At 64.9% G+C, this 15,877-nt stretch carries 14 protein-coding genes; 5 read left to right on the forward strand and 9 right to left on the reverse strand.

Going from position 1 to position 15,877, the window contains the following annotated elements:
• Positions 1–21 precede the first annotated feature (21 nt).
• The gene (locus HZZ13_RS25525) at positions 22–1,464 is read left to right on the forward strand and encodes a hypothetical protein (RefSeq protein WP_197962262.1); all 1,443 of its coding nucleotides are present in this window, start codon (positions 22–24) and stop codon (positions 1,462–1,464) included.
• Positions 1,465–1,749: 285 nt separating this feature from the next.
• Here the strand turns inward: HZZ13_RS25525 and HZZ13_RS25530 are convergent, their stop codons facing one another.
• Together HZZ13_RS25530 and HZZ13_RS25535 are read right to left on the reverse strand one after the other, a co-directional pair.
• Positions 1,750–2,109 (reverse strand): hypothetical protein, encoded by a 360-nt coding sequence (locus tag HZZ13_RS25530; RefSeq protein ID WP_246504558.1) that lies wholly within the window; start codon positions 2,107–2,109, stop codon positions 1,750–1,752.
• 135 nt (positions 2,110–2,244) lie between these two features.
• Entirely contained in the window at positions 2,245–2,688 is a 444-nt protein-coding gene (locus HZZ13_RS25535) for an RbsD/FucU family protein (RefSeq protein ID WP_197962264.1), read from the reverse strand.
• Between the two features lie 161 nt (positions 2,689–2,849).
• Between HZZ13_RS25535 and HZZ13_RS25540 the strand changes: the two genes are divergently transcribed.
• Positions 2,850–4,685 carry a caspase family protein gene (locus HZZ13_RS25540; protein WP_197962265.1) on the forward strand — a complete coding sequence of 612 codons (1,836 nt, stop codon included), beginning with the start codon at positions 2,850–2,852 and terminating at the stop codon, positions 4,683–4,685.
• 361 nt (positions 4,686–5,046) lie between these two features.
• Here the strand turns inward: HZZ13_RS25540 and HZZ13_RS25545 are convergent, their stop codons facing one another.
• The 4 genes from HZZ13_RS25545 to thiD form a co-directional block, all read right to left on the reverse strand.
• Positions 5,047–6,030, reverse strand: coding sequence for a threonine/serine dehydratase family protein (locus HZZ13_RS25545; RefSeq protein WP_197962266.1), 984 nt, complete (start codon positions 6,028–6,030; stop codon positions 5,047–5,049).
• Between the two features lie 158 nt (positions 6,031–6,188).
• Positions 6,189–7,247, reverse strand: a complete 1,059-nt coding sequence (locus tag HZZ13_RS25550) for a glycosyltransferase family 4 protein (RefSeq protein ID WP_197962267.1) — start codon at positions 7,245–7,247, stop codon at positions 6,189–6,191.
• The gene (locus HZZ13_RS25555; RefSeq protein ID WP_197962268.1) at positions 7,247–8,059 is read right to left on the reverse strand and encodes a UDP-2,3-diacylglucosamine diphosphatase; all 813 of its coding nucleotides are present in this window, start codon (positions 8,057–8,059) and stop codon (positions 7,247–7,249) included. Before HZZ13_RS25555 ends, HZZ13_RS25550 begins: the two co-directional genes overlap by 1 nt.
• A 394-nt stretch (positions 8,060–8,453) precedes the next feature.
• Positions 8,454–9,254: a bifunctional hydroxymethylpyrimidine kinase/phosphomethylpyrimidine kinase gene (gene thiD / locus HZZ13_RS25560; RefSeq protein WP_197962355.1), complete on the reverse strand. Its 801-nt coding sequence runs from the start codon at positions 9,252–9,254 to the stop codon at positions 8,454–8,456.
• Positions 9,255–9,572: 318 nt separating this feature from the next.
• On the opposite strand from thiD, the gene HZZ13_RS25565 reads away from it, so the two are divergent.
• Together HZZ13_RS25565 and HZZ13_RS25570 are read left to right on the forward strand one after the other, a co-directional pair.
• Entirely contained in the window at positions 9,573–11,552 is a 1,980-nt protein-coding gene (locus tag HZZ13_RS25565) for a hybrid sensor histidine kinase/response regulator (protein ID WP_197962269.1), read from the forward strand.
• 102 nt (positions 11,553–11,654) lie between these two features.
• Positions 11,655–11,900: an Lrp/AsnC ligand binding domain-containing protein gene (locus tag HZZ13_RS25570; protein WP_018642903.1), complete on the forward strand. Its 246-nt coding sequence runs from the start codon at positions 11,655–11,657 to the stop codon at positions 11,898–11,900.
• Between the two features lie 110 nt (positions 11,901–12,010).
• Here HZZ13_RS25570 and HZZ13_RS25575 read toward each other — a convergent pair whose 3' ends face one another.
• Complete coding sequence (locus HZZ13_RS25575; RefSeq protein ID WP_197962270.1) at positions 12,011–12,931, reverse strand: c-type cytochrome; 921 nt, start codon at positions 12,929–12,931, stop codon at positions 12,011–12,013.
• 148 nt (positions 12,932–13,079) lie between these two features.
• Here HZZ13_RS25575 and HZZ13_RS25580 point away from each other — a divergent pair, with 148 nt between their 5' ends.
• Positions 13,080–13,499, forward strand: a complete 420-nt coding sequence (locus HZZ13_RS25580; protein WP_197962271.1) for a CHRD domain-containing protein — start codon at positions 13,080–13,082, stop codon at positions 13,497–13,499.
• 219 nt (positions 13,500–13,718) lie between these two features.
• Here the strand turns inward: HZZ13_RS25580 and HZZ13_RS25585 are convergent, their stop codons facing one another.
• Together HZZ13_RS25585 and HZZ13_RS25590 are read right to left on the reverse strand one after the other, a co-directional pair.
• A complete protein-coding gene (locus HZZ13_RS25585; protein WP_197962272.1) occupies positions 13,719–15,002 on the reverse strand; it encodes a cystathionine gamma-synthase family protein in 1,284 nt (427 codons plus the stop codon).
• A gap of 303 nt (positions 15,003–15,305) precedes the next feature.
• Positions 15,306–15,755, reverse strand: a complete 450-nt coding sequence (locus tag HZZ13_RS25590; RefSeq protein WP_197962273.1) for a c-type cytochrome — start codon at positions 15,753–15,755, stop codon at positions 15,306–15,308.
• Positions 15,756–15,877 lie beyond the last annotated feature (122 nt).

The raw sequence follows: 15,877 nt of genomic DNA on the forward strand, positions 1-15,877 counted from the left end.
GATTTGCGCGACGAGATTGTCATGGCCAACGAAGCATTCGCCCTCTCGCCCATGTCTGCCCGCGCGGCCGCGCCGAACGAGCAGGATTACGAAGCGATCCGCGAAGCCTTCATGGAGACCGCGCGCGGCCGCTGGTTCCTCGGCGAGTATGCCAAGCGCAACCGCAATGCCGACACGCGCATGGTGCTGGATGCGGTCGCCAAAATCGAGGAAACCCTTGCGGCACAGCGGCAACCGGTCGTCGAGGACCGCCTGCCCGAGGCGCTGGTCGAGATCCGCCGCGCCATCCGCGAGGCCGAGACGATCGCACTCGCCGCATTCGATCCCGGCGCGATCGAGGCTTGTCTCGCGCCGATCCCGCGCGGGGTGCGCATCATCAAGGAGATCTCCTGGCGCTGGCGCGAAATCGGCGCCGACGGGCGAATCTGCGACCTCATTGATTCGCAGCTGGCCTCAATCGAGGCCGCCTGCGGGCAGATCTCGACCCTCGATCCCCGCATCGAGCTCAAGGCTGCGTTCGATCTCTTGAAGGACCGCGTCGAGCAGCTCGACGGCGAGGCAACGCCGCAGGCCGCGCCCGCTCCGGCGCAGGAGGCGCCGTCATCGGTGGCAGAAGCCTCGCCCGTCGAGACGGCGACAGCGGCGATGGCGGGCGATGCACCCGTGGCTTTTACGGAGACGCGCGAAGAGTTCGCGGCAGCTCCGGAACTCGTTACAGCCGTCAAATCTGCGGCCGTCGCTGAAACTGCCGTCATGGCCGAGCAGGCGATGGACGCAGGCGCCGCACGGGAAATCGCGGCCGAAAACCAGATGCCTGCCGAAAGCGCGGCGCTTGAAAACGTCGCGCCTGATGATGCCGAGCTCGAAGCTGTCGCGTTTGATGAGCCGGCCGCTCAGCCGGAGGCCTTGACGGACGCAAGCGAGGAGTTCTCGCTCGATGCCGCAGCCGAGGCCGAGGACGAAGCCATCCTCGAGGCCATCGCGATGGAGATGGCCGCGCCCGATCCCGACTTCGACGAAATCATCGAGCCAGTCGAGATGGCGGGCGCAACACCGCAGCCGGTGCACGCGGATGTCGTCGCGCCCATTGCCACCGAGCATCCGGAGCCGGCCGCAGCCGAGCCGGTCCTCGCAGCCATCGCCGAAGAGCCCGCCGCGGATGCGCCGATCGCGCTGGACTCGCTCGCGCGCCTCACCGACGCCATTGCGGAAGCCGCCGCCGAAGTGATGGAGCAGCAGGCGCCGGCCATGGCAGCCGCAGCATCATCGGCGGCAGCCCCGACCGCGACGCTGCCGATGCCCTCGCCCCTGCCTGCGTCCATGCCCGCGTCCATGTCCGACACATCGCTGGGCGCCACCATCCTCGCCAGCGGCATCCTGCAAAAACCCCGCGCACCGGCCAACGACCCGCTCGCCCCGATCCGCCGCATGACCCAAGCCGAGAAGATCGCGTTCTTCTCGTAAGGGCTCGGCGCCCGTGTCCCGGACGAGCGAAGCGAAGATCCGGGCCCCAGAGCCACGAACTCCTCTGCAACATGGCCCCCGGCTCAGCAGCGCACCGCACCGGACGATGCTTCGCATCGCCGGGGAAGCGCTGCGCTGCGTCCGGGGCACGGGCGAGCGAAACGACGCGCGCACTTTCTCCACGTCGTCATTGCGAGCGCAGCGAAGCAATCCAGAGTCTTTCCGCGGAGGGATTCTGGATTGCTTCGCTGCGCTCGCAATGACACGTAGGCGCCGTCAGCGCACTCACCCGCAATTCCAGATCGGACCGATCGGCGTGCGCGTCCAGCACGGGCCAAAGCTGCCGCCGTTGTAGCGGCCGCCGTTGAAGCCCGGGCGGCCGAAATAGTGCCACTCGCCGTCCCAGCGATAATATTGCGGAACCGGGTCGATGTACCAATGGCGCCGGTCGGCGCGCGACAGGCGCCGCATCGCGTCCTTCTGCTTGTAGAGCGGGATGCTGTTGCTGAGCGGTTGCCGATAGCCCGGCAGAAAGCCGTAGCCATGCCAGACCGGCTTGGGACGCTTTTGCACGGGTTCGGCGGATGCGACAGCGGGCAGCAGCGACAGGACGACAGCAACGAAGAGACACAGAAGGCGAGACATGGATCGACGATAGACGCTCGCCTGCTCGAAGGCCATTCAAATTCGAGTGCTGGCAACGTCCGCCTTGCGTGGAAACATCGCACACGAAGAGGCAGGCCGCTTTGCATCATACGTTGCGTCGATCGAACGCAGCCCCTAACCGATCACGCCCTTCCTGATCAGGAAGCAGCCATAGCCCCTGCTGTCACCGACCTGCACGACGCCAAAGCCTGCCGCTGCCGCGCGATAGAAATCGGGACGCGCGAGCCTGGCGGGCGTGACCGGCCGGCCAGCGGCCCGCTCGATCTCCGCGAGCACGGCGCGCTGCACCTCGGGCACGCGGTCGGGATCGTCGACCGGCCTCATCACACGCACCGGATCGGGATCGAAATCGTCGAGCGGATAGACCGACATGATGGCGCGGATGGCGACCTCCATCGTCATGCCCGGCAGTTGGATCAGGCGTTGCGACGAGGTGCTCTGCGCGATGCGGGTGGCGGGATGATTGGCATCGACGAAGACGAGGTCGTCGCCATGGCCCATCGCGGCGAGCAGCCAGAGCAAATCGGGGGTGAGGATCGGATCGATCGATTTCAGCATGTGACGGACTTCCCTCCCATCGCTCACCATAGCAGGTTCCGAGCGTGATTCAGATCACGGAGGCGACCATGGTGACAGGGATCACGGACCGCAAGGGTCGAACGCTGCCAAGCTTGCGCGCAACCAATCTCGCATCGAGATGAGTGCCAAAGGAGCACGCCATGTTCCGCCTAAAGCCCTTCTTCATGACAGCGAGCCTGTTGGGAAGCCTGTTCGGCTTCGCCTGCGGGCCCGTTTCCGCGCAAGTTGCCCCGGTGCAGCCTGCCCCCACCGCGCTGCAAGGTCCGGAGCAGCGGGTGGCGCTGGTGATCGGCAATGCGAAGTACCAGAACGCGCCGCAGCTTGCGAACCCCGACGATGACGCGCAGTCAATGGCGCAGTTCCTGAACTCCGCCGGGTTCGAAGTGGTCGCCGCGACCGACTTGACCCAGAACGACATGCTCCGCGTCGTCCAGGACTTTTCCGCCAAGGTCGCCTCGCGCGGTCCGAACACGGTGGCGATGGTCTATTACGCCGGCCACGGCGTGCAGCTCGCCGGCGAGAACTATCTCGTGCCCGTCGACGCCAAGGTGACCAGCCCGACCGAGCTCGTCAACAATTCGCTGCGCCTGGTCGACGTGATGTCGACGCTGGAGACGATCCCGAGCCGGATGCGCATCGTCATCCTCGATGCCTGCCGCAACAACCCGTTCCCTGAAGTCAACGACGCGGGCCGAGGCTTGGCAATCGTCGATGCGCCGAACGGCTCGATCGTCGGCTACTCGACGGCGCCGGGCACTGAGGCGCTCGACGGCACCAATGGTCACAGCCCCTACACGCAGGCGTTCCTGAACATCGCGCGCGAGCCCAACGTGCCGATCGAGCAGCTGTTCAAGCGCGTGCGCCTGCAGGTCAACCAGACCACCAGCGGCGCGCAGATTCCGTGGGAGAGCTCGTCATTGACGAGCGACTTCACCTTCTTCGGCGACACTGCAATTGCCGCCAACCGCGCGCCGGTGAATACGCCGGTCGTGCAGATGGCCTCCAATCTGCCGAGCCGCTCGACGCGCCAGGCATATGATTACGTCGTGTCCGAGGGCCGTCCGGAATATTATCAGGAGTTCATCCAGATGTATCCGCACGACCCGCTGTGCGACCACATCCGCTGGCTGCTCAAGAACCTCCTGATCTCGCAGGCCTGGCACAAGGCGGTGCTCGCCAACTCGCCGCTCGCCTACAAGAGCTTCTACGACAGCTACGGCAACAGCCCCTATGCGCAGGTCGCGCTGAAGCTGCAGGCGCAGCCGAAGCAGATCCCCCTGATGCAGGCGACCAAGTTCCTGGCGCCGCAGAACATCGCTCCGACGATCAAGATCGGCAATCTCGGCCAGCCCAAGTACATGCCGCTGATGCAGCAGGGCAACGGCGCGCAGGTGAACGGCAATCTCCCGGTCATGCAGAAGCCGCTCGACGGCAACGTCATCGGCAAGCTCGGCAATGGCGGTCAGATCGTCACCCTGCCTGCCGGCAACAACCAGCCGAACCAGCAGAACGGCACGCCGTCGCAGACCCCGGGCAAGATCGTCACCCTGCCCGCGCCGACCAATACCATCAACGGCAAGGTCGGCATCGGCAAGATCGTGACGCTGCCGGCGACCAACAATCCGCAGAACGGCGGCAACAATGCCGGCACACCCAACGGTGTTCCGCCCAAGATCGTGAGCATGCCGGTGAATGTCGGTAAAGGCGGCACGAAGATCGACGTGAAGCCGGTCAACGTTCAGACGCAGAACCAGCCGATCCGCGTCAACACCGGCAACACCGGCATCGTGAAGCCCAACACTATCCCCGTGAACAAGGTGCAAGTACAGACTAACGTGCAGACCAACGTGCAGACCAACCGTCCGCAGCTCAACACGACGCCGAACCGCATGGTCAGCAGCAACAACAACTTCCGGCAGTCGATGAACCAGGCGCCGATGGGCGGCGGCAACAACCACCGCGGCTTCATGCACTGATCGCCGCGAAGACGGTGCGCTCCCTCCCCCGCTTGCGGGGGAGGGCTGGGGAGAGGGGTCTCTCCACAACGGGACAATCCCCAAGAGGAAAAAGCCCTCACCCGGCACTGCGTGCCGACCTCTCCCGCAAGCGGGCCCGCAAGCGAGAGAGGTTGCACCGAGCGAGCGGATAGTTCGATCTCAAGATCAACAAACACGCAGAAGGGGCGGAAGCGTTATTGCTCTGCCCCTTCATTATGTCAGCGCTTGAACCTCGTCATTCCGTGATGCGCCGCGAGGCGCAGGCCCGGAATCCATTGTGCAGCAGAGACGGTGGAGAAATGGATTCCGGGCTCACGCTACGCGTGCCCCGGAATGACGACTAGGCCACCAGCTCGGCAAACAGATCGGCGTCGACATTGCCGCCGGACAGCACGATGACGACGTTCTTCCCCGTCACGTCGAGGCGTCCGGCAAGCAGCGCAGCAAGACCCACCGCGCCGCCGGGCTCCACCACGAGTTTCAGCTCGCGATAGGCGAAGGCGACGGCCGCGCCGACTTCGGCATCGGAAGCCGTGACGCCGCGCGCGAGCAGCTTGCTGTTGATCGCAAACGTCATCTCGCCGGGCATCAAGGCCATCAGCGCATCGCAGATGGTGCGGCCGGCCGGTGGATGCGGCTCGCGATGGCCTGCGCTGAGTGAAATGCCGTGATCGTCGAAGGCCTCGGGCTCGGCGACCACGATCTCGGCTTGCGGATAGCGCGCCTTCACCGCCGTGGCGACGCCCGCGATCAGGCCGCCGCCGGAGGCCGGCGCTACCACGATGTCGGGGCTGAGGCCGAGCGTTGCCATGTCCTCGGCGATCTCGCGGCCGGCGGTGCCCTGCCCTGCGATCACGAAGGGATCGTCATAAGGTTTGACCAGCGTCGCGCCGCGCTTCTCGGCGATGCCGCGCGAGATCGCCTCGCGGTCGTCCTTGTCGCGGTCGTACAGCACGACTTCGGCGCCGTAGGATTTGGTGCGCTCGCGCTTCGACAGCGGCGCATCCGCCGGCATCACGATGGTGGCCTGCATGTCCAGGATTTTTGCCGCCGCCGCCACGCCCTGCGCGTGGTTGCCGGAGGAGAACGCGACGACGCCGCCGGCGCGCTTGTCCTGCGGGATCGAGAACACCTTGTTGAAGGCGCCGCGGAACTTGAACGAGCCGGTGCGCTGAAGCATCTCCGGCTTCAAGAACACTTTCGCACCGACGCGCTCGTTGAGCACGGGGAAGGACAACAGCGGGGTGCGGATGGCGTAAGGCGCGATTACGCGCGCTGCTGCATCGATGTCGGCAGGGCCGACCGGAAGGGCCTGTTCGGTCATGGCGGAATGTTATCGCGGCCGATCAGGCCCGGGCAAGACACCTCCGCGAGAGGATTCCCCCCATAGCGTTTTCGAGCGAAGTGGATCCCGGTTCGCGTGAAGAAAACGCGTCAAAACAAGAATCTAGAGCTATTTCGATCCATCAGATCGAGATAGCTCTAGGCGACCTGGCGCGGCTGTTCCGCGCCGGTCCGGCCGGGCAGCACCGCCCCGACCGCCAAAATGCTGCCGATGAAGACGCGCGCCGAGGCTTCCCAGGTGTAATTGGCGGCAAAAGCGACGCAGTCCTGCCGGGAGATGTCGAGTGCGGCGAAGCAGGCACTGCGCAGATCGTGATCGAGCGCGCCGACCGGCGCATCGCCGATCACGTCGCGGGGACCCTTCACGGGGAAGGCCGCGACCGGCAGGCCGCTCGCCAGCGCCTCCAGCAGGACCAGACCGAAGGTGTCGGTCTTGCTCGGGAACACGAACACATCGGCGGCCGCGTAAATATCCGCCAATTCCTCGCCGTGCTTCTCGCCGAGGAAGATCGCATCGGGATAGGCCTCTTCCAGCGAGGCGCGCGCCGGGCCGTCCCCGACGACCACCTTGGTGCCGGGCAGGTCGAGGTCGAGGAACGCCTCGAGATTCTTCTCCACCGCCACCCGGCCGACCGACAGGAACACGGGTGCCGGCAGGCAGAGATCGATGACGCGGGGACGGAACAACGTGGTGTCGACGCCGCGCGGCCACAGCACGACATTGTCGAAGCCGCGCTCGGTCAGTTCGCGTGCGAGCGCCGGCGTCGCTGCCATCACGGCGCGGCTGGCGCTGTGGAAGCGCCGCAGCGCCCGCCAGATCAGCGAACCCGGCACCGGCACGCGGGCGCGGACATATTCGGGGAAGCGGGTATGGAAGCTGGTCGTGAACGGCAGCTTGCGCTGGCGGCAATAGCGGCGGACCATGAGGCCAATCGGCCCTTCGGTCGCGATGTGGATGCTGTCGGGACGCGCTTCCTCGATCAGCCTGGCGATCCGGGCCGGGCGCGGCATGGCGAGGCGCACGTCGCGATAGCTCGGCATCGCAAAGGTGCGGAACGATTGCGGCGTCAGGAACGTGAACTCGACGCCAATACCCTCAATGCTGAGCCCTTTGGCGGCGTCAGCGAGCTTGGTCAGCGTCCGAACCACACCGTTGACTTGCGGGTGCCAGGCGTCGGTCGCGACCAGGATGCGCATCAGGCCGCCCTTGCCGCGACCTGCGGCACCTGCGCGGGCTTCTTCAACTGATCCGCCCAGGTGATGATCTCGAAATGGCCGTCGTCATGCTCGACCAGGGCGGTGCAGCTCTCCACCCAGTCGCCGCAATTCATGTAGCGGATGCCGGCCTCGTCGCGGATCACGGCGTAGTGGATGTGGCCGCAGATCACGCCGTCGGCCTCGTGGCGCCGCGCTTCGGCGGCGAGCGCCTGCTCGAACGCGCCAATATAGTTGACGGCGTTCTTGACCTTCTGCTTGGCCCATTGCGACAGCGACCAATAGGGCACACCGAACAGGCGGCGGAAGAAGTTGACGAGGCGATTCATCTGGATCGCGAAGTCGTAGGCCTTGTCGCCGAGATGGGCGAGCCAGCGCGCGTTCTGCACCACGAGGTCGAAGATGTCGCCGTGGATGACGAGATAGCGCTTGCCGTCAACGCCGGTGTGGACCGTGTTCTCGACCACGTCGATGCCGCCGAAATGCGTGCCGTAATAGTTCCGCAGGAACTCGTCGTGATTGCCGGGGATGTAGATGATCTTGGCGCCCTTGCGCGCCTTGCGCAAAAGCTTCTGGACGAGGTCGTTGTGCGATTGCGGCCAGTGCCAGCTCGATTTCAGCGCCCAGCCGTCGACGATGTCGCCGACCAGGTAGATCGTGTCGGCATCATGGTAGCGCAGGAAATCGAGCAGAAGATCGGCTTGAGAACCGCGGGCTCCGAGATGGACGTCGGAGATGAACAACGTGCGAAAGCGCCGCTCCGGGCTCTCGTCACTCACATCGTAACTTCCCATGCGCCAGCCTGTAACAATGTCCCGTGACAGGGGGATGACCGATTGAACCCTTGAGGCACCTTCAAATACGAATCACGCCTTGCCTCGCCCTCCCGCGAATATCAGTCGCATGCGACAATCAGGCGACATCGCGCCGCAGGGGCGCAAGACCCCAAAGGCCAAGTTGAACTCTTACCCTCCCCTGGAGGGGGAGGGTCGATCGCGCGCAGCGCGAGCGGGGTGGGGTGATCTCTCCACACGGGCACTGTATCCGCGGAAAGACCGTCACCCCACCCCGTCTCACATCTCGCTGCGCTCAATGTGAGCCGACCCTCCCCCTCCAGGGGAGGGTGAACTAGCCCTACGCAGGTGGTGCTGAACAGATGAACGGCCACGCTTCCGCAGGACCCCCGCCTCAATAGAACTTGTGGAAATGATGGATCGGCCCGTAGCCGTGGCCGACGCTGAAGCTGTCGGCGGCGCCGATCGCGGCGCTGATCCAGGCCTTGGCGTTGCGCACGGCGTCTTCCAGGCCATCGCCCTTGGCCAGCCCCGCCGCGATGGCGGAGGACAGCGAGCAGCCGGTGCCATGGGTGTTGCGGGTGGCCACGCGCGGCGCGGCGAGCGCGATCGCGGTCTCGGCAGTGATGAGATAGTCGGTGCTCTCGGCGCCTTCGCCGTGCCCGCCCTTGATCAGGACGGCGCGGCAGCCCAGTCCCAGCAGGCGTCGTCCCTGACGTTCGATCTCGGCCTCGCTCGCCGCCACCGGCTCGTCGAGCAGGGCCGCAGCCTCCGGCAGGTTCGGCGTGATCACGGTGGCCAGCGGCATCAGCCTGGTGCGCAGGGCATCGACGGCTTCAGCGGCGAGCAGGCGGTCGCCGGTGGTCGCCACCATGACGGGGTCGAGCACGACACGCCCCGGCGACCAGCGCGACAGCGCGGCCGCGATGGCATCGATGCTGGCGACCTGGGCCACCATGCCGATCTTCACCGCGCCGACGTCGAGGTCGGAGAACACCGCGTCGATCTGCTCGGTGACGAACCCGACCGGCACCGCGTGAATGCCGGTCACGCCGCGCGTGTTCTGCGCCGTCAGCGCCGTGATCGCGGAGGCGCCGTAGACGCCGAGTGCGGCAAAGGTCTTCAGGTCCGCCTGGATGCCGGCGCCGCCGCTCGAATCGGAACCGGCGATGGTGAGTGCGACCGGGGTCGTCATCGCGGGAGACATGTGCTTGAGGACGCCGCCATGGCCTGTCCTAGCGCGACCGTGGAACGTCAGCAAGCGCGCCGGGCCGCCGCCAAAGCCTGATTCGCGAATCAATTGCGCGCCTTGCGAATCAGTCGGACACAGCGCCGCCAAGGCCCGCAATCATGCGCGCTTGAAAATGCAATGGCGCCGGACCCTTGGTATAGTCGCGTACCTTAGCGTGCTTCGCCGGTGATGCATGACGTCAGGTGGTGGAACCGTCCAGCGACCCCATGTTGTGGGCCGCCCGGACAGCCACCTGGACAAGAATCTCCTGGGGTGGGAACCATGTGGGCCTTCTTCGAACGTCTCCTCGATTCGTCGATGTTTTCGCCGCACGGCATCTGCCTGTTGTGGGAGCCCGAGCTGATCTGGCTTCACGTCGTTTCCGACGCCTGTATTGCCGCCGCTTATTTCTCGATCCCGTTTGCCCTCGCCATCCTCGTCACCAAGCGGCGCGACCTCAAGTTCGGCTGGGTCTATTGGGCATTCGCGATCTTCATCCTGGCCTGCGGCCTGACTCACGTGCTGTCGATTTACACGCTGTGGGTTCCGATCTATGGCATCGAGGGCATCGTCAAGGCGGCCACGGCGGTCGCGTCGGTCTTTACCGCCGCTGCGCTCTGGCCGCTGTTGCCGAAGATCCTGACGATCCCCTCGCCGTTCGAGCTGCGGCAGGTCCAGGCCGCGCTCGAGGAGGAGGAAATCAGGAGCCGCGACGCCACGCTGCTGCTGCAGCAGGTCCGCGACGCCCAGCGCGCGATGCGCGAGAGCGTGGCGCGCCTCACCGCGATCGTCGAGACCGCGGTCGACGGCGTCATCCTGCTCGACGCACAGGACCGCATCCTGTTGTTCAATCCGGCCTGCGAGCGCCTGTTCGGCTATCGTGCCGACGAGGTGATGAACCAGAACGTCGGCATGCTGATGCCCGAGGCGGATGCGGCGCCCGAGCGCCCGGGGCGGCATTTCGCGACCGGCGGCGAGGCCGTCGGCCTGCGCAAGGACGGCACGACGTTTCCGATGGACCTGTCGGTCGGCGAGGCACGACAGGACGGCGAATTGATCTTCGTCGGGATCGTCCACGACCTGACCGCGCGCAAGCTGACCGAGCAGCAGCTTCAGCAGGCGCAGAAGATGGAGACGGTCGGTCAGCTCTCCGGCGGCATCGCGCACGACTTCAACAATCTGCTGACCGTCATCATCGGCAATGCCGAGCACCTGAGCGAGCAGCTCAAGGCGAGTCCCGACCTCAGGCGCTTTGCCGACGACATCTGCCAATCGGGCGAACGGGGCGCCGAGCTGACGCAGCGCCTGCTCGCCTTCAGTCGCCGCCAATTGCTGCGGCCTCAGACGATCGATTGCCGAAGCCTGCTCGATTCCATGTTCAAGCTGCTCAAGCGCACCTTGCGCGAAGACATCGAGATCAGGACGAGCTCCGGGCCCGGCACGATCCTGGCCTTTGCCGACCGCGCCCAGCTCGAATCCGCGGTGCTGAATCTCGCGCTCAACGCGCAGGATGCCATGCCGTCGGGAGGCCACCTCACGCTGGCCACGGACCTGGTCACGATCGACGCTGATGACGGTGCCCCTCATCCGGAGGTCGCCCCCGGCAGCTACGCCCTGATCGCGGTCACCGATGACGGCGAAGGCATGACGCGCGAGGTCGCCGCACGCGCGTTCGAGCCGTTCTTCACCACCAAGGAGGTCGGCAAGGGCTCGGGCCTCGGCCTCAGCATGGTCTATGGCTTTGCAAAGCAATCGGGCGGCCATGTCTCGATCTACAGCGAGGCTGGCCTTGGGACCATGGTCAGGATCTACCTGCCGCGCGCGAACACCGGCAGGTCGCAAGCCGAACTTCCCGACGGCGAGGACACGGCGCCGCGAGGCTACGAGACGATCCTGATCGTCGAGGACGATCCGTTCGTCCGCTCCTCCGTCATTCGCAGGGTGGAAGCGCTCGGATATCGCGTCGTTGCCGCGGTCAACGGCAGGGATGCCCTGCGGCAGCTGCAGAGCGATCCCGGCATCGACTTGCTGTTCACTGATATCGTGATGCCCGGCGGCATGAGTGGCTGGGAGCTCGCCAATCAGGCGCGGCGGGTGCGTCCCGGGCTGCCGGTCCTGTTCACCTCGGGCTACGCGCTGGAGACGCTGGTCGAGCAGGGTCGCGCGCAGGCGCAAGCGATCGTCCTGACCAAGCCCTACCGCAAGGTCGAGCTCGCCCAGCGCCTGAGGGATGCATTGGCCGCAGCAGTGGTCCCGTCCTAGCGTCGCGCCCGAATGCGCTTCGGCCGGTCCACCAAGTTCGCTTGCTAAATCCGGCCGGTTTTGGCCTATTAGCCGGAAGAATCCGCTTTCGGAGTGCCTGCGATGGTTCCTTTTTTCGTTCAGATCAAATGCAAGCTCGGCCAGTCCTATACGGTGGCCAATGCGCTTGCCGAAGCCGAGATCGCCTCCGAGATCTACTCCACGGCCGGCCAATACGACCTCCTGGTGAAGTTCTACGTCGACAAGGACACCGACATCGGCCACTTCGTGAATGAGAAGGTGCAGGTGCTGCCGGGCATCCAGGACACCCTCACCATCATCACCTTCAAGGCGTTCGGCACCGGCTAAAGCACGACCCGGAAAAGTGTGTAGCGGTTTTCCGAGAAGATCATGCTCAAACAATAACCTAAAGCGCGATGACGATTCATCCTAATCGCATCGCGCTTTAGCGTTGCGGCTCAGCCCTGCTTGCGTTTCGGCGGCGTCGGTCCGTCGACCGGCGGCAGCGATTTGAGGTACTCCGCCATCGCCGCGAGATCCTCGTCCGACAATTGCGAGGTATTTTTGATCACGCGCGTCATCGCGCCGCCGACGCTGTCGCCGTCCGGCAGCTCGCCGGTCTTGAGGAAATAGGCGATATCCTTCGCGCTCCATTCACCAAGGCGCTTCTGCGTGATGTTGGGCACCCAGCCCTCACCTTCCGGATTGGGCCCACCGGCAAAGCGCTGGCCGGCGATGATGCCGCCGAGAGCATTGCGCGGGCTGTGGCATTCGGCGCAATGGCCGAAACCGTTCACGAGATAGGCCCCGCGATTCCATTGCGGCGAGCGCGCAGCGTCCGCGACGAACGGCGCGGAGTCCATGAACAGCAATTTCCAGATGCCGACATTGCGGCGGATGTTGAACGGCAACGGCAGCGCGTGGTCGCGCACCTTGCCCGACACCGGCGGCAGCGTCTTCAGGTAGGCAAAGAGGTCGCGAACATCTTCGATGCTTGCCAGATGATAGGACGTGTAGGGAAACGCGGGGAAATAGTGCGCGCCCGCAGGCGAGATGCCGCGCATCACGGCATTGACGAAATCAGCCTCGCTCCAGCGGCCGATCCCGTCGGCCGGATCGGGAGAAATATTGGGGGCGTAGAACGTCCCGAACGGCGAGCCGAGCGCCAGCCCGCCGCCGAGCCGCAGGCGATCGGGCTGATTGGGGGTGACATGACAGGACGAGCAGCCGCCGGCGTTGAACAACGCCTGCCCGTTGGCAAGATTCGGGTTGCGGGTCGGCGCCGGCAAGGCGAGCGCGGCCGGCGCGGTCAACCACCAATGCAGGGCGAACGCCGCGGCGGCGGCGATCAGGGCGGCAAGAAGCATTCGTCGCAGCATTCAATCGTTCCATGTTGAGCGCGCGAACTTAAGGGTCATGCCGTCCCCGATCCAACCACGAATATTTTAGGCGGTCCGGCTGTAATGCCGGAATAAACCGCATGACGCACTGTTTGAAGAGCAATCAGGCGTCAACAGGGAGAGAGCCATGACCAAAGCCGTTTTTGCCATACTGGCACTCGGAGCCGCCGTTGCGTTCGCCGCCCCCGCGGGCGCGGAGAAACTGAAGGCGACGCTAGACGGCAAATCCGAAGTCCCCGCCAACACCAGCAGCGCCACCGGAACGGCCGACCTGGACTATGACGCCGCCAGCAAGAAGCTGTCCTGGACCGTCACTTATTCCGGTCTCTCGGGCCCCGCCACCGCCGCGCATTTCCACGGGCCGGCCGAAGCCGGCAAGAACGCCGGCGTCGCGGTCCCGATCCCGAATGCAGCCTCGAGCCCGGTCAAGGGGGAAGCCACCCTCACGGACGCGCAGGCCGCCGATCTGCTCGGCGGCAAGTACTACATCAACATCCATACCGCCGCGAACCCGGGCGGCGAGATCCGCGGTCAGGTGACGAAGTAAAAACGAAAACGCAGGCTTCGTCGCGGAAAGGCCGGACGCAAGGAGGGAGCGTTCGGCCTTTTCGATTCCAAGGCGGCTGAACTTCGTAGCCCGGATGGAGCCAACGGTCGGCGCGAAGCGCCGCCCGTTGGTGCAATCCGGGAGCCTGCGCGTGCGGACAGGCCCCCCGGATTTCGCTGCGCTCCATCCGGGCTACACGATCTACGACTCTGACCGTGCTCAAGCCGCGTTCAGCGCCTGCGCCAGGTCGGCGATCAGGTCCGACGGGTTCTCGATGCCGATCGACAGCCGGATCGTGGAATCGAGCACGCCGATCTTCTGGCGGATGTCGGCGGGAACGCCGGAATGGGTCATCGTCGCCGGCAGGCTTGCGAGCGACTCCGTGCCGCCGAGGCTGACCGCCAACTTGAGGATCTGCAGCGCGTTGAGAAATTTTACCGCCGCCTCCTTGCCGCCCACGATGTCAAACGAGAAAGTCGACCCCGCGCCGAGGCATTGCCGCGCGAACACGCGCCCCGAGAGCGAGCCCTGCTCGTGGTGACCGAGGTAGTGCACCTTGGCGACCTTCGGGTGGTCGCGCAGGAAGTCCGCCACGAGCCGCGCATTCGCGTCGGCCTTCTCCATCCGCAGGCTGAGCGTCTCGAGCGAGCGGTTGATCATCCAGCAGGAATGCGGATCGAGCTGGGTGCCGATGGCGCCGCGCAGCGCCTTGATGCCTTTCATGATCGCCTTCGATCCGAGCGCCGCGCCCGCGATCAGGTCGGAATGACCGCCGACATACTTGGTCAACGAATACAACGACAGGTCCGCGCCGTGCTCGATCGGCCGCTGAAACACCGGCCCGAGCAGCGTGTTGTCGCAGGCGATGATCGGCGTGTGTCCCTGCGCCTTGCCGATGGCCTCGGCGATGCGGCGGATCATCGCGACGTCGACAAGGCCGTTGGTCGGATTGGCAGGCGTCTCGATCAGGATCATCGAAACCCGCCCCTTGCGCATCGCCTCTTCCGAAGCCTGCTTGACGGCCGTCTCATCGATGCCGTCGGCAAAGCCGACGGCGCCGATCGACAGACGCGCGAGCGTGTTCGTCAGCAGCGTCTCCGTTCCGCCATAGAGCGGCTGCGAGTGCAGGATGACATCGCCGGGACGAACGAAGGCGAGGATCGTGGTTGCGATCGCCGCCATGCCGGAGGAGAACAGCGCGCAACTCTCCGTGCGCTCGTAGATCGCAAGCCTGTCCTCGACGATCTCGCTGTTGGGATGATTGAAGCGCGAATAGACCAGGCCCGCGCCCATGCCTTCCGGCGGCTCGCGCCGGCCGGCGACGTAATCGAAGAAGTCCTGGCCGTCCTCGGCGGTCTTGAACACGAAGGTGGAGGTCAGGAACACCGGCGGCTTGATCGCGCCCTCCGACAATTGCGGATCATAGCCATAGGTCAGCATCAGGGTTTCCGGATGCAACATATGATTGCCGATATGGGTCTTGGACGGGAACGGTTTTGCCATGGCCTGTCTCGCTGTTGATTCAGGTGCTCGCCGCGCGTTGGCTCCCATGATGTCATGAGGCAGTTGGGGAAAAGATGCGCCTTATCGCCTTAACGCCGCGGTCGTTGATGGGAAGATAACTGCTTCGGCACCGATCCGTCAGACCTTGCAGATAGAAAAAGGGCGGCTGCTTTCGCAACCGCCCTTGCTTGATTTCGGTAGCCCGGATGGAGCGCAGCGCAATCCGGGACAAGTCCATCAAGTCACGCAGTCTTCCCGGATTGCGCTGCGCTCCATCCGGGCTACAAACTTAACTGCGCCCCGTTATTTCAACTTCACGCGATAGGTTTCGTGACAATCATTGCAGCGGTCGTTGATCGCCGTGTAGGCGGCCTTCAGGCTCGCGACATTGGTGATCTTGCCTTTGACGTCGGCGATCGCCTTCTGCACCGGCTGGATCTTGGAATCGAAATCGGCCTTGTTCTGCCAGACCTTCGGGGAGGAGCCATAGGTCGCGTTGACGACATCCTGCTTGGGATTGACCTCGAAAGTCTTGGCGATCTTGGCAACATCGGCCTCGATGTTGGCGATGGCCTCATCGGCAGCCTTCTTGTCGAAGGGAATATCGCCCTTGCTCATCTTCTGAAGGACGCCATACTGATTCTTGGCGATCGCTCGCATCAGATTGTCCTGCTGGATGGCAATCTCCTGTTGCGCCATCACGGCACCCGCGCCCAGCACGAGGACGCCCGCGACAATCATCGTCCGTTTCATTGGTTCGTTTCTCCGGCTCTCGAGACGTTCAGGGAATGAGACTTCGCCGGCTTCACGGGAAGCCGGGACCCATCATAGGTAGAACCCCGCGCGGCGCGTTTATTCCCGTGCCGCGGAGATCG

It is taken from the genome of Bradyrhizobium agreste, assembly GCF_016031625.1.
In the GTDB taxonomy this organism is placed as follows: Bacteria; Pseudomonadota; Alphaproteobacteria; order Rhizobiales; family Xanthobacteraceae; genus Bradyrhizobium; species Bradyrhizobium agreste.